We start from the raw sequence: 14,668 nt of genomic DNA, 5'->3' as shown, positions 1-14,668 counted from the left end.
GTTATTTAACAAATATTACATGCGTTATTAGTAGATTCAGCGAATAAAAAAGGGTGCCGAAGCACCCTTTTATTGACCTGTTTGGCTTACCAGACGTAAGTCAGCAGGTTGTGCGAATCCGGCACCATGAAGTCCACGGACATCATCACGGACAGCGAGGTGATGGCCACAATCGAGAACACAAACAGTTTGCGCGCCCAGACTTTGTCATCTTCCACTTTGTAACCGCGCAGCGCCATACCGAGCCACCAGACGCTCACCGCGGCCGCTACCGCCAGATATTTGTATCCAGCGTAACCGCCCAGAGAGAGCATCAGCGTTGCCACGGCAAAAGCGATGATGTACAGCGTGATGTGGTTCTTGGCAACTGAAATGCCCTTCACGACCGGCAGAACCGGGATGTTCGCTGCCTGATAATCCTTAAAGCGGAAAATCGCGATGGCATAGGAGTGCGGCATCTGCCACAGGCTAAAGATAGCCAGCAGGATCAGCGCACCGCTGTCGAACTCGTTCGTGACCGCGCAGTAGCCAATCACCGGCGGCGCAGCGCCGGAGAGAGAACCAATCAGCGTGCCGTAGACGGAGTGGCGTTTCATATACAGGCTGTAGACGCCCACATACACCACGAACCCCATCACCCCCAGCCAGCAGGCCAGCGGGTTAGCACCAAACCACAGCAGCATAAAGCCAGCAATACCCAGCAAGGTGGCGTACACCAGCGAGACGGAAGGGGCGATCAGGCCTTTCACCAGCACCCGATTTTTGGTCCTTTCCATCTTCTTGTCGATATCCATGTCGATGTAGTTGTTAAATACACAACCGGACGCAACAACCAGTGACACACCGACCAGCGTGTAGATAAAGAGGGTGTAATCAATGCTGCCCTTAGAGGCCAGCAGGAACCCTCCGATCACGGAGATCAGGTTGCCAAAGATGATGCCTGGTTTCGTTACTTGCAGGTATTGCTTAAACATACTCGCCGCTCTTAGTGAACCATCATGTTGTAGTTGAGGTTCCACATAATCCAGATGGAACCGACTACCAGGATAGCGATGATAATCACGGTAAAGATAAAGGCGGTCATATTCCAGCCTTCATCGGACTTGGTGTTCATGTGCAGGAAGCAAACCAGATGCACCAGAATCTGAATCACCGCGGTCACCAGGATTGCACCCAGAATAACCGGCTTAGACGCAGAACCGCTCATCACCATCCAGAACGGGATCACCGTCAGGATGATCGACAGGATGAAACCTGTCATGTAGGTTTTTACGCTACCGTGGGAAGCGCCATGATCGTTTGAATGACTCATTACATCGCCCCCATCAGATATACAACAGAGAACACACAGATCCACACCACGTCCAGGAAGTGCCAGAACAGGCTCAGGCACAGGATACGGGTACGGTTAGTACTGGTCAGGCCGCGACGGGAAATCTGGAACATCAGTACTGCCATCCAGATCAGACCGGAGGTCACGTGCAGACCGTGGGTGCCAACCAGCGCGAAGAACGCGGACAGGAAGCCACTACGATCCGGGCCGAAGCCTTCCATGATCAGGTGATGGAATTCATAGATTTCCATCCCGATAAATCCAGCACCAAACAACCAGGTCAACGCCAGCCAGGACACAACCTGACTCTTGTTGTTTTTGTACATGGCGATAGCCGCCATGCCGTAGGTGATGGAGCTGAATAACAGCAGTGCGGTTTCAACCAGAACGAACGGCAGTTCAAAGATGTCCTTGCCAGCCGGGCCGCCCGCCGTGCCGTTCACCAGAACGGCATAGGTCGCGAACAGACAGCAGAACAGAATGCAGTCGCTCATCAGGTAGATCCAGAAACCGAAGACTTTAGTCGGTCCTGTATCGTGGTGCGCATGCTCATGCGCGTGGGCAGTTGAGTGCGCCAGAGTATCAGTTGCCATTTTTCAGCCCCGCTTTAGAAATCTCGTCGAAATGCTGGTTTTCCAGCTTCTCAACTTCACGGACTGGTACGTAGTAGTCCACGTCCTCGTCAAAGCTCTTCACAATCCAGCTGATTACGATGCCGGCGAAGCCAACAATCGCCATCCACCAGATGTGCCAGATCATTGCGAAACCAAATACCGTTGCGAAGGCGGCAATCACAATGCCCGCACCGCTGTTTTTCGGCATGTGGATCTCTTCGTAATGAGCAGGTTGCTTGTACGCTTCACCTTTTTCTTTCATTTCCCAGAATGCGTCGCGTTCATGAACCTGCGGCACGATGGCAAAGTTATAGAAAGGAGGTGGAGAAGAGGTTGCCCACTCCAGCGTACGGCCACCCCATGGGTCACCGGTCAGGTCACGGTTCTGGTCGCGGTCGCGAATAGACACGTAGAACTGAATCAGCTGAGACGCGATACCACAGGCAATCAGCACGGCGCCGCCCGCTGCAACCATCAGCATTGGGTGGAACTGCGGATCGATCTGCTGGCTCAGACGACGGGTCATACCCATGAAGCCCAGCACGTACAGCGGCATAAATGCTACGAAGAAGCCGATGATCCAGAACCAGAACGCGCGTTTACCCCATTTTTCGTTCAGCGTGAAGCCGAACGCTTTTGGCCACCAGTAGGTTACGCCAGCGAAGCAGCCGAAGACCACGCCACCGATGATAACGTTATGGAAGTGCGCAATCAGGAACAGGCTGTTGTGCAGAACGAAGTCAGCACCTGGTACCGCCAGCAGTACGCCGGTCATCCCACCTACGGAGAAGGTCACGATGAAGCCGATAGTCCACAGCATCGCTGAGTGGAACACGATGCGGCCCTGGTACATGGTGAACAGCCAGTTGAAGATCTTCACCCCGGTAGGGATGGCGATAATCATGGTGGTAATACCGAAGAAGGCGTTTACGTTCGCGCCCGCACCCATGGTGAAGAAGTGGTGCAGCCAAACGATGAACGACAGAACGGTAATACACACGGTTGCCCACACCAGAGAGGTGTAACCAAACAGACGTTTACGCGAGAAGGTTGCCGCGATTTCGGAGAACACACCGAACACAGGCAGAACCAGAATGTACACTTCCGGGTGACCCCAGGCCCAAATCAGGTTGATGTACATCATCATGTTGCCACCCATATCATTCGTGAAGAAATGGGTGCCCAGGTAGCGGTCCAGGGTCAGCAGCGCGATGGTGACGGTCAGAATTGGGAAGGAGGCAATAATCAGGATGTTGGCGCACAGAGATGCCCAGGTAAATACCGGCATCTTGAACATGGTCATGCCAGGGGCACGCATCTTGATAATGGTCACGAAGAAGTTGATACCGGTCAGGGTAGTACCGACACCGGAGAGCTGAAGCGCCCAAATCCAGTAGTCGACGCCAACGCCTGGACTGTACTCAATTCCTGACAGCGGCGGGTAAGCCAGCCAGCCGGTCTGCGCGAATTCGCCCACACCCAGTGACAGGTTAACCAGGATAACGCCGACAACCGTGAACCAGAAGCTCAGGTTGTTCAGGAACGGGAACGCCACGTCGCGCGCGCCGATTTGCAGCGGAACGACAACGTTCATCAGACCGATAACCAGCGGCATCGCCACGAAGAAGATCATGATAACGCCGTGGGCGGTAAAGATCTGATCGTAGTGGTGCGGTGGCAGGAAGCCGGCTTCACCCGCAGAAGCGAGTGCCTGCTGGCTACGCATCATGATCGCATCCGCAAAGCCACGAATTAACATGACGATACCGACGATGCAGTACATGATACCGAGTTTTTTGTGGTCAACCGAAGTCAGCCACTCGTTCCACAGGTAGCTCCACTTACCGAAGTAAGTGATCAGGGCCAGTAAGGCCGCGCCACCAATGATAATTGCAGCCACCGTAACCACGATAATCGGTTCATGGTAGGGCACTGCATCCAGTGTCAATTTTCCGAACATTTTCTTCCTCGGCCCCTTAGTGAGCGGTTTCCGCGTGGCTCATGTCCATGCCTTCCATACCTTCGTGCGCGCTGTGCTCGCCTTCAGGCTGGGTCATGTCCATGCTCTTGCCGTGATCCATAAATTTGCCAATAACGTCTTTGAACAAATCTGGTTTCACATTAGAGAAGTACTCCACCTTGTTGTATTCGCTTGGTGCAGCCACTTTTTCGAACGCCGCCATGTCAGACATGGTGTTTGGAGACTGCTTCGCTTTTTCAACCCACTGGTCGAAAGCGGCACGGTCTGGCGTCGCAATAGCTTTGAACTTCATACCTGAGAAGCCCGGGCCGCTATAGCTGGCGGAGATACCATCATAGGTGCCTGCTTCATTCGCGATCAGGTGCAGGTTGGTCTGCATACCGGCCATCGCGTAAATCTGGCTACCCAGACGTGGGATGAAGAAGGAGTTCATTACGGAGTTGGAGGTCACTTTGAACTGAACCGGAGTGTTCGCCGGGAAGGCGATTTCATTCACGGTAGCAATGCCCTGCTCTGGATAGATGAAGAACCATTTCCAGTCCATGGAGACCACTTCAATGGTAATAGGTTTCTCATCGTGAACCAGCGGTTTGCTTGGCTCAAGTGCGTGAGTGGTTTTCCAGGTCAGTACGGCAAGGAACAGGATGATCAGAATAGGAACCGTCCAGACCACAGCTTCCACTTTATTGGAGTGTGACCAGTTAGGGCTATACTTCGCATCTTTATTGCTCGCACGATACTTCCAGGCGAAACCAACAGCCATCAAAATGGCAGGAATAACCACAATCAACATCAGGCCAAAAGCCGTCAATATCAGTGAACGTTGTTCCAGTCCAATCTGTCCTTTGGGGTCTAGTAGTGCAGAATCGCAGCCACTGAGTAATACAGTGCCCGCGAATAATGACAACCATCCCAAACTTTTATTGTATTTCCCGAGTCTCATTTAACGACCTCAATTCCACGGAGTCTGGTGGCGTTTAAAGTGTGCGGGCATTTTACGGGAAGGTTACATTACTGTAAACATCATTAGGCCTGTGTCAGGAAGGTGTTACCGGGTTCTGCCGCACGTGTCACAAGTGTTGCAAATTATGTCGGTTTTAATGACCGAAGCCGCACGGCATGGGCTTTATAACGAAAGGACCCCCAAGCATACCCTAAAAGGGGCAATTGGTATAACCATTGTTGAAAACAAACAAAAAATTAACAATTAATTATCAATAAAAAGACATCTAAAAAACGAAAAATCAAACTCTCGTATGCTGAATCGTTTAATGAAAAATAGCATTTTGGAATGGGAACCAATAATTTCCAAATCCTATCCCGCACAAATCAACAAATATTTTTTTTGCGGTTGGCGGCTATTTCACCGTTATAATTTCAGTTAGTGATTACAACGGGAAATAACCTTTCGCATTTTTCTTCAGGTCATCTGCGTTTTACGCAACGCCATGAAATCGAGCAGACCTCCGATCAGGATCCCGGCGATAGCCAGCAGGGCGCCTGCGTCCAGCAGAAGGGCTTCGAAAGGGAGTACCAGAGAGGTGCTGGCATTGATAATAAGTACCACAAGCCAGAGCGCCAGAGCGATACAGCCCGCCATTAACAAACGTAGCGCAAAACGGTAAGCGCGGCGATATTCGGTGCGCGGCATAAAATGTTCTGTCCGCTGGGTATATTCAAGCGTCTGACGGCAGACCAGCAGCAATAAAATTCCCGGCACGGCAGCCACGACCGAGAAGAGATAAAATGTTGGCCAGCCGTGGGCTTCCACGAACCAGCCGGCAATCGGGCCAACGTAAACACGCCCAACGGCGGAGAGCGCCGAGAGCAGCGCGAACTGGGTAGCGGAAAACGACTTGTTGCACAGGGTCATCAGCAGGGCGACAAACGCCGCGGTTCCCATGCCGCCGCAGAGGTTTTCGAAGAACACCGCCGCGGCCATGCTGATCGTATGTTTGTCGGTAATCGACAGCAGCCAGTAGCCTGCGTTAGAGGCACCCTGAAGGATGCCGAAAATCAGCAGCGCGCGAAACAGCGTCAGGCGCTGCATCAATACGCCGCCATAAAGCGCGCCGACGATGGTCGCAAACAGCCCCAGCGTTTTATTCACCACGCCGACTTCACCGGCGTCAAAGCCGACGCCCCGGATCAGGAAGGTGGTGGTGAGGCTCATGGCAAAGGCATCGCCCAGCTTATAAAGGACGATAAGCAGCAGGATCAGCCAGGCGTTGTTGCGGCCAAAGAAGTCACGGAGCGGTTCGGCGACGGCCTGCTCCAGCGAGCGGGGAACCGGGATGACGTCACTCGGTTCGGGCGCGAACAGCGTCGCGATAATGCAGGGGATCAGCAGGGCGGCCATCAGCCAGTACATACCCTGCCAGCCGAGGTAACGGTCGGCGAGCCACAGCGCCAGCCCGCCGGAGACCAGCATCCCGAGGCGATAGCCCAGCACGCTGATTGCCGCACCGGCGCCGCGCTCTTCCGCAGGTAACACGTCCGTCTTCCAGGCGTCGAACACGATATCCTGAGAGGCGGAACAGAAGGCTATCACCACCGCAAGCGCGGCCATCCAGCGAAGCTGGGTGGTGGGTTCAAGAAATCCCATCGCCGCAATAGCCAGCAGCAGCAGGATCTGCGTCGTCACTAGCCAGCCGCGTCGACGCCCGAGGAAAGGCGGCGTATAGCGATCCATGACCGGAGACCACAGGAACTTAAAGACATAGGCCTGGCCGACAAGCGAGAAGAAACCGATGGTTTTAAGATCGATGTTCTCAACCGTCATCCACGCCTGAAGCGTGCCGGAAGTGAGTGCGAGGGGTAAACCCGAGGCGAAGCCGAGGATCAGCAGGATAGCTGATTTCGGTTGCTGGAAAATGCGTAAGTAGTGGCTGGACATGTTCTTATAAAACTGACCCGGTGATGCACCGGGTCAGAGAGCGGGATTAACGCGCGTTCTGCTTGATAAAGTCGTGAATACTGGTGTCCTGCGCCATATCGGCGATGGTGTCGGTCAGCACGCTGTTCACGGCGTTAGCAATGTTCTGGTTAGAAGCCTGGAAGGCACCTTCAACAGAGTAGCTGGCGCGGTAGTTTTTGGTCATCTTGTTGCCATTCTTCGCGGTGGCAATGATGGCGATATCCGCTTTGGTCGCGATGTTGTAGCGCACGTTGCCCTGAGACACGTCAGCGTACAGGTTGTTCACGATGATCTGCAGATCGACCGCGCCGCTTGGGCCAATCATGTAGCCGCGAGCGGTCATCTGTTTCTCCAGCACTTCCTGGAGCAGGAAGCGCAGGTCGCGGGACGCGGTGAGGGTAACCTGCTGGTTATCGCGGGTCACTTTTGCCAGCGCCTGATCCTGACGCTGATCGGCACCGTTAATGCTCACGGTGACGCCCATCAGGCTAGGGTCCTGCTGAGGCAGGGTGATTTTTGGTGAGACATCAATGGTGGTAGGCGGGGTTGCACAGCCTGCCAGCATAAAAAGGGCTACCAACGGAAAGAAGAGTTTTTTTAACATTTTCGGGTTCTCAACGAATCGTAAGCATATAAAGAGAAAAATTGCCGCCATCATAACATCGCCAACGGCGAGGGGAAGTGGTCAACGCATGTAAATTCATCGCCTTGTCCGAAAACTGACCAGATCACCCTTTTTCCCAATCCGTGTATGACAAAACGTATGAGTCTCACAGTGAACTTCATTCGTTTGAATGAGAAAATCAGACGAAAGCTAAATATTTGTTGTCAAGGTGTAATGGAAACGGTAAAAGCGGCTAACATTTAAAGGGATGGGTGACATCCTGGCGTTGTCGGAGGAGTAATTTCATGATGATACGTGAGCATATAGAAGATAAATTAAGGGCAGCGTTCAACCCTGTGTTCCTCGAAGTCGTCGACGAAAGCTATCGTCATAACGTGCCGGCAGGTTCTGAAAGCCACTTTAAAGTGGTTCTGGTTAGCGATCGCTTCACGGGAGAACGTTTCCTGAATCGACACCGCTTGATCTACAGCACCTTGACGGAAGAACTCTCCACGACCGTGCATGCGCTGGCACTGCACACCTACACCATTAAGGAATGGGAAGGCCTGCAGGATACGGTTTTCGCATCGCCGCCCTGTCGCGGTGCAGGCACTATCGCCTGATAAATCGGATTTGCAACGGCTGGAGCTTTTCCAGTATGTTGCTTACAGATTTCCTCAAAACGGCCTCCGGGCCGTTTTGTTTTGTTTGAGTTTTGAGCGGATGGTGCGATTTTAAGGCTAAAAATAGCCTTAAAGTGTGAAAAAAGCCGCAGCAACATGCCCCAACCGTTCTCGACTCACCTAAGTGATGCCGCTATAATGCCGCGTCTTATTGAATGTCTTCGGGATGATTCTGGCGACAGGGAATGTGAATCTGCAGTAAGAGAGCATCCCGGTATAACAGACAGATTCAGAGTTGACCGAGCACTGTGATTTTTTTGAGGTAACAAGATGCAAGTTTCAGTTGAAACCACTCAAGGCCTTGGCCGCCGTGTAACGATTACTATCGCTGCTGACAGCATCGAAACTGCTGTGAAAAGCGAGCTGGTCAACGTAGCAAAAAAAGTACGTATTGACGGCTTCCGCAAGGGCAAAGTACCAATGAATGTTGTTGCTCAGCGTTATGGCGCTTCCGTGCGTCAGGATGTGCTGGGTGAACTGATGAGCCGTAACTTTATTGATGCGATCATCAAAGAAAAAATCAATCCGGCCGGTGCGCCGAACTACGTTCCAGGCGAATACAAACTGGGCGAAGACTTCACCTACTCCGTAGAGTTCGAAGTGTACCCGGAAGTTGAGCTGAAAGGTCTGGAATCTATCGAAGTTGAAAAACCAGTTGTTTCCGTGACTGACGAAGACGTTGACGGCATGCTGGATACCCTGCGCAAGCAGCAGGCGAACTGGAAAGAGAAAGAAGGCGCTGTTGACGCTGAAGACCGTGTCACCATCGACTTCACCGGTTCTGTAGACGGCGAAGAGTTCGAAGGCGGTAAAGCGTCTGACTTCGTACTGGCTATGGGCCAGGGTCGTATGATCCCAGGCTTCGAAGACGGTATCAAAGGCCACAAGGCTGGCGAAGAGTTCACTATCGACGTGACCTTCCCGGAAGAGTACCACGCTGAAAACCTGAAAGGGAAAGCAGCGAAGTTCGCTATCAACCTGAAGAAAGTTGAAGAGCGCGAACTGCCAGAACTGACTGAAGAATTCATCAAGCGTTTCGGCGTGGAAGATGGTTCCGTAGCGGGTCTGCGTACCGAAGTGCGTAAGAACATGGAACGCGAACTGAACGGCGCTGTACGTAACCGTGTGAAATCTCAGGCGATCGAAGGTCTGGTGAAAGCCAATGAAATCGACGTTCCAGCTGCCCTGATCGACAGCGAAATCGACGTTCTGCGCCGTCAGGCTGCACAGCGTTTCGGTGGCAACCAGCAGCAAGCGATGGAACTGCCACGCGAGCTGTTCGAAGAGCAAGCGAAACGCCGCGTTGTTGTTGGCCTGCTGCTGGGCGAAGTGATTCGTACCCACGAGCTGAAAGCTGACGAAGAGCGCGTGAAAGGCCTGATCGAAGAGATGGCTTCTGCATACGAAGATCCATCAGAAGTGATCGAGTTCTACGGTAAGAACAAAGAGCTGATGGACAACATGCGCAACGTTGCCCTGGAAGAGCAGGCTGTTGAAGCGGTACTGGCGAAAGCGAAAGTGACCGAAAAAGCGACCTCTTTCAACGAACTGATGAACCAGCAGGCGTAATTTCGCCCCAACGGTTTAAAGTTTGAACAGAAAACCCGTTGCCTTGCGGCAGCGGGTTTTTTTTATCGCAGCGATAGCCCAGGAAGAGTGCTAAAACGCCCTTTCGGTGTTAGCGTAACAACAAAAGGTTGTTATGCTTGAAATAGGGCACTGTGAACCCCATAAGTACGTAATCATGATGAATGAGACTGGCTGATAATCCGTCCGTAAGGTTACAATCAGTACAGCAGGTGTTTTCAATTTTGATCCAGGAGACGGAAATGTCATACAGTGGCGAACGAGATAACTTTGCACCCCATATGGCTCTGGTGCCAATGGTTATTGAACAGACCTCACGTGGTGAGCGTTCTTTTGATATCTATTCCCGTCTGCTCAAGGAACGCGTTATCTTTCTGACCGGCCAGGTGGAAGACCACATGGCTAACCTGATCGTGGCGCAGATGCTGTTTCTGGAAGCGGAAAACCCGGAAAAAGACATTTACCTGTACATTAACTCCCCGGGTGGCGTGATTACAGCAGGAATGTCCATTTATGACACCATGCAATTCATCAAGCCTGATGTAAGCACTATCTGTATGGGTCAGGCTGCATCTATGGGCGCGTTCCTGTTAACAGCAGGGGCGAAAGGTAAGCGTTTCTGCTTGCCAAATTCCCGCGTGATGATTCACCAGCCACTGGGCGGTTACCAGGGGCAGGCGACGGATATCGAAATCCACGCCCGTGAAATTCTGAAAGTAAAAGCGCGCATGAATGAACTTATGGCGCAGCATACGGGTCAACCACTCGAGCAGATCGAGCGCGATACCGAGCGCGATCGCTTCCTCTCTGCTCCAGAGGCAGTTGAGTACGGCTTAGTCGACTCCGTGTTGACCCATCGTAATTGATGCCCGCGACGCGAGTGTGCCGCTATACTAAGGTAGGGCGGCACGCTGCTGATTGCAGCTTGCGTCTTAGAATGGCATTTGCGTCGTCATGTGCGGCACAAAGAACTTAAAAAGAGGTTTGGACTCATGACAGATAAACGCAAAGATGGTTCGGGCAAACTGCTGTACTGCTCTTTTTGCGGCAAAAGCCAGCATGAAGTGCGTAAACTGATTGCCGGGCCGTCCGTGTATATCTGCGACGAATGTGTCGATTTATGTAACGACATCATTCGCGAAGAGATTAAAGAAGTCGCACCGCACCGTGAGCGCAGCGCGCTGCCAACGCCGCATGAAATTCGTCATCACCTTGACGACTACGTGATCGGACAGGAGCAGGCCAAGAAAGTGCTGGCGGTAGCGGTCTATAACCACTACAAACGTCTGCGTAACGGCGACACCAGCAATGGCGTAGAACTGGGTAAAAGTAACATTCTGCTGATCGGCCCAACCGGTTCCGGTAAAACGCTGCTGGCTGAAACCCTGGCGCGCCTGCTTGATGTTCCGTTCACGATGGCGGATGCCACCACCCTGACCGAGGCCGGTTATGTGGGTGAGGACGTCGAAAACATCATTCAGAAACTGCTGCAGAAGTGCGATTACGATGTACAGAAAGCCCAGCGCGGGATTGTTTACATCGATGAGATCGACAAGATCTCCCGTAAATCAGACAACCCGTCCATTACCCGTGACGTATCGGGTGAAGGCGTACAGCAGGCACTGCTGAAGCTGATCGAAGGTACGGTTGCCGCCGTTCCGCCGCAGGGTGGTCGTAAACATCCGCAGCAGGAGTTCCTGCAGGTTGATACTTCCAAGATACTGTTCATCTGTGGTGGCGCGTTTGCTGGTCTGGACAAAGTCATCTCCCACCGTGTTGAAACCGGCTCCGGCATTGGTTTTGGCGCCACGGTGAAATCAACGTCCGAAAAACCGAACGAAGGCGAACTGCTGTCTCAGGTTGAACCGGAAGATCTGATCAAATTCGGTCTGATCCCTGAATTCATCGGCCGTCTGCCGGTTGTGGCAACGCTGAATGAGCTGAGCGAAGACGCGCTGATCCAGATCCTGAAAGAGCCGAAAAATGCGCTGACCAAGCAGTATCAGGCGCTGTTCAATCTGGAAGGCGTTGATCTGGAATTCCGTGACGAAGCGCTGGATGCTATTGCCAAGAAAGCGATGGTCCGTAAAACCGGTGCGCGTGGTCTGCGTTCAATTGTTGAAGCGGCACTGCTCGACACCATGTACGATCTGCCGTCGATGGAAGACGTTGAGAAAGTGGTGATTGACGAGTCCGTGATTAGCGGCCAAACCAAGCCGCTGCTGATTTACGGCAAACCGGAAGCACAGCAGGCATCTGGCGAATAATTAACCAAATCATACAAGCAGTTAATCAAAAAGGGGGGATTTTATCTCCCCTTTACTTTTTCCGTATTCATAGCGTTGAATGTGTGGGAAACATCCCCATATACTGGATACATGTTAATGGTTATGTGAAGCACAGTGACATGACCAGCTTACCTGGCGGACACTAACTAAGAGAGAGCTCTATGAATCCTGAGCGTTCTGAACGCATTGAAATCCCCGTATTGCCGTTGCGCGATGTGGTGGTTTATCCGCACATGGTCATACCCTTATTTGTAGGGCGGGAAAAATCTATCCGTTGCCTCGAAGCCGCCATGGATCATGATAAAAAAATCATGCTGGTGGCGCAGAAAGAAGCATCAACGGATGAGCCGGGTGTAAACGATCTTTTCACCGTCGGGACCGTGGCCTCTATTTTGCAGATGCTGAAGCTGCCTGACGGCACCGTGAAGGTGCTGGTAGAAGGCCTGCAGCGTGCGCGTATTACCACTCTGTCAGATGACGGCGAGCACTTCTCTGCAAAGGCAGAGTACCTTGATTCGCCTGAGCTTGATGAGCGCGAACAGGAAGTGCTGGTTCGCACCGCGATTAGCCAGTTTGAAGGCTATATCAAGCTGAACAAGAAAATTCCACCAGAAGTGCTGACGTCGCTGAACAGCATCGACGATCCTGCGCGTCTGGCGGACACCATCGCTGCACACATGCCGCTGAAGCTGGCTGACAAACAGTCCGTGCTGGAAATGTCCGACGTCAACGAACGTCTGGAATACCTGATGGCGATGATGGAGTCTGAAATCGATCTGCTGCAGGTTGAGAAGCGCATTCGCAACCGCGTCAAAAAGCAGATGGAGAAATCTCAGCGCGAGTACTATCTGAATGAGCAAATGAAGGCCATTCAGAAAGAACTGGGCGAGATGGACGACGCGCCGGACGAAAACGAAGCGCTGAAGCGTAAGATCGACGCGGCGAAGATGCCGAAAGAGGCGAAAGAGAAGGCCGAAGCAGAACTGCAGAAGCTGAAAATGATGTCTCCAATGTCGGCTGAAGCGACCGTTGTACGCGGCTACATTGAGTGGATGGTGCAGGTTCCGTGGAACGCCCGCAGCAAGGTCAAAAAAGACCTGCGTCAGGCGCAGGAAATCCTGGATACCGACCACTACGGCCTGGAACGCGTGAAAGACCGCATTCTTGAGTACCTCGCGGTACAAAGCCGTGTAAACAAAATCAAAGGCCCAATTCTGTGCCTGGTAGGACCGCCGGGGGTGGGTAAAACCTCTCTGGGTCAGTCCATCGCCAAAGCGACCGGACGCAAGTATATCCGTATGGCGCTGGGTGGCGTACGCGATGAAGCGGAAATCCGCGGTCACCGCCGTACCTACATCGGTTCTATGCCGGGTAAACTGATCCAGAAGATGGCGAAAGTGGGGGTTAAAAACCCGCTGTTCCTGCTCGATGAGATCGACAAGATGTCGTCGGACATGCGCGGTGACCCTGCATCTGCACTGCTGGAAGTGCTTGATCCAGAACAGAACGTGGCGTTCAGCGATCACTACCTGGAAGTGGACTACGACCTGAGCGACGTGATGTTCGTGGCGACCTCCAACTCCATGAACATTCCGGCACCGCTGCTGGACCGTATGGAAGTGATCCGTCTCTCCGGTTATACCGAAGACGAGAAGCTGAACATTGCTAAACAGCACCTGCTGCCGAAGCAGATTGAGCGTAACGCGCTGAAATCCAACGAGCTGACCGTCGAGGACAGCGCGATTATCGGCATTATTCGCTACTACACCCGTGAAGCGGGGGTGCGCAGCCTTGAGCGTGAAATCTCTAAACTGTGTCGTAAAGCGGTGAAACAGCTGCTGCTGGATAAGAGCCTGAAACACATTGTGATTAACGGCGACAATCTGCATGCCTATCTCGGCGTCCAGCGCTTCGACTACGGTCGCGCGGACAACGAAAACCGCGTTGGTCAGGTAACTGGCCTGGCATGGACGGAAGTGGGCGGCGATCTGCTGACCATCGAAACCGCCTGTGTACCGGGTAAAGGCAAACTGACCTACACCGGCTCGCTGGGTGAAGTGATGCAGGAATCCATCCAGGCGGCGCTGACCGTGGTGCGCGCGCGCGCGGAGAAACTGGGTATCAACGCGGATTTCTACGAAAAACGCGACATCCACGTGCACGTTCCGGAAGGGGCGACGCCGAAAGACGGTCCAAGCGCGGGTATTGCCATGTGTACCGCTCTGGTTTCCTGCCTGACAGGGAACCCGGTGCGTGCCGATGTGGCAATGACCGGTGAAATCACGCTGCGTGGTCAGGTTCTGCCGATTGGTGGTTTAAAAGAAAAACTGCTGGCGGCACACCGCGGTGGGATCAAAACCGTATTGATCCCTTACGAAAACAAACGCGATCTGGAAGAGATTCCGGACAACGTGATTGCCGACCTGCAGATCCATCCTGTGAAGCGAATTGAGGAAGTTCTCAGTCTCGCATTGCAGAATGAACCCTCCGGAATGCAGGTTGTAACCGCAAAATAGTGACCTCGCGCAAAGAGCGTCAATAAAAACAAGGCTGGTAAGTCATTTCGCACTTGCCAGCCTTTTTTTGTATAGCTAATTTAGATTGCTGATTAGGTCAGCCATCAACAACGGGTGTTGTAAGGTCATGGCAGGCCTGATATAA

The 14,668-nt window shown here is 52.7% G+C and carries 12 protein-coding genes; 5 read left to right on the top strand and 7 right to left on the bottom strand.

The genetic code is table 11. The features are described from left to right. Positions 1-86 precede the first annotated feature (86 nt). The 7 genes from cyoE to AC1VYI_RS19500 all read right to left on the bottom strand — a co-directional run bounded on the left by cyoE (position 87) and on the right by AC1VYI_RS19500 (position 7,449). Positions 87-974, bottom strand: coding sequence for a heme o synthase (cyoE, locus tag AC1VYI_RS19530; protein WP_013095848.1), 888 nt, complete (start codon positions 972-974; stop codon positions 87-89). Positions 975-985: 11 nt separating this feature from the next. Beyond that, on the bottom strand, positions 986-1,312 hold the full coding sequence (locus tag AC1VYI_RS19525) for a cytochrome o ubiquinol oxidase subunit IV (protein WP_006176899.1): 327 nt from the start codon (positions 1,310-1,312) through the stop codon (positions 986-988). Further along, on the bottom strand, positions 1,312-1,926 hold the full coding sequence (locus AC1VYI_RS19520) for a cytochrome o ubiquinol oxidase subunit III (protein ID WP_014168863.1): 615 nt from the start codon (positions 1,924-1,926) through the stop codon (positions 1,312-1,314). Before AC1VYI_RS19520 ends, AC1VYI_RS19525 begins: the two co-directional genes overlap by 1 nt. Further along, positions 1,916-3,907 (bottom strand): cytochrome o ubiquinol oxidase subunit I, encoded by a 1,992-nt coding sequence (gene cyoB, locus AC1VYI_RS19515; protein ID WP_014168864.1) that lies wholly within the window; start codon positions 3,905-3,907, stop codon positions 1,916-1,918. Before cyoB ends, AC1VYI_RS19520 begins: the two co-directional genes overlap by 11 nt. Before the next feature lie 16 nt (positions 3,908-3,923). Continuing rightward, positions 3,924-4,871, bottom strand: a complete 948-nt coding sequence (gene cyoA, locus AC1VYI_RS19510) for a cytochrome o ubiquinol oxidase subunit II (protein ID WP_014882770.1) — start codon at positions 4,869-4,871, stop codon at positions 3,924-3,926. A 477-nt stretch (positions 4,872-5,348) separates the two neighbouring features. After that, positions 5,349-6,824, bottom strand: coding sequence for a muropeptide MFS transporter AmpG (gene ampG / locus AC1VYI_RS19505; RefSeq protein ID WP_134866743.1), 1,476 nt, complete (start codon positions 6,822-6,824; stop codon positions 5,349-5,351). 46 nt (positions 6,825-6,870) lie between these two features. Next, complete coding sequence (locus AC1VYI_RS19500; protein WP_023310568.1) at positions 6,871-7,449, bottom strand: lipoprotein; 579 nt, start codon at positions 7,447-7,449, stop codon at positions 6,871-6,873. A 305-nt stretch (positions 7,450-7,754) separates the two neighbouring features. Here AC1VYI_RS19500 and bolA point away from each other — a divergent pair, with 305 nt between their 5' ends. The 5 genes from bolA to lon all read left to right on the top strand — a co-directional run bounded on the left by bolA (position 7,755) and on the right by lon (position 14,523). Then, a complete protein-coding gene (gene bolA / locus AC1VYI_RS19495; RefSeq protein WP_021241655.1) occupies positions 7,755-8,072 on the top strand; it encodes a transcriptional regulator BolA in 318 nt (105 codons plus the stop codon). A 330-nt stretch (positions 8,073-8,402) separates the two neighbouring features. Then, positions 8,403-9,701, top strand: coding sequence for a trigger factor (gene tig, locus AC1VYI_RS19490; protein ID WP_023310569.1), 1,299 nt, complete (start codon positions 8,403-8,405; stop codon positions 9,699-9,701). Positions 9,702-9,961: 260 nt separating this feature from the next. Next, the gene (gene clpP, locus AC1VYI_RS19485) at positions 9,962-10,585 is read left to right on the top strand and encodes an ATP-dependent Clp endopeptidase proteolytic subunit ClpP (protein ID WP_010428105.1); all 624 of its coding nucleotides are present in this window, start codon (positions 9,962-9,964) and stop codon (positions 10,583-10,585) included. A gap of 126 nt (positions 10,586-10,711) precedes the next feature. Next, on the top strand, positions 10,712-11,986 hold the full coding sequence (gene clpX / locus AC1VYI_RS19480; protein WP_023310570.1) for an ATP-dependent protease ATP-binding subunit ClpX: 1,275 nt from the start codon (positions 10,712-10,714) through the stop codon (positions 11,984-11,986). A gap of 182 nt (positions 11,987-12,168) precedes the next feature. Further along, positions 12,169-14,523, top strand: a complete 2,355-nt coding sequence (gene lon, locus AC1VYI_RS19475) for an endopeptidase La (protein WP_023310571.1) — start codon at positions 12,169-12,171, stop codon at positions 14,521-14,523. Positions 14,524-14,668: the final 145 nt, after the last annotated feature.

Source organism: Enterobacter sp. QK-SA4, from assembly GCF_056856775.1.
This window is presented reverse-complemented; position numbering and strand designations above follow the sequence as displayed.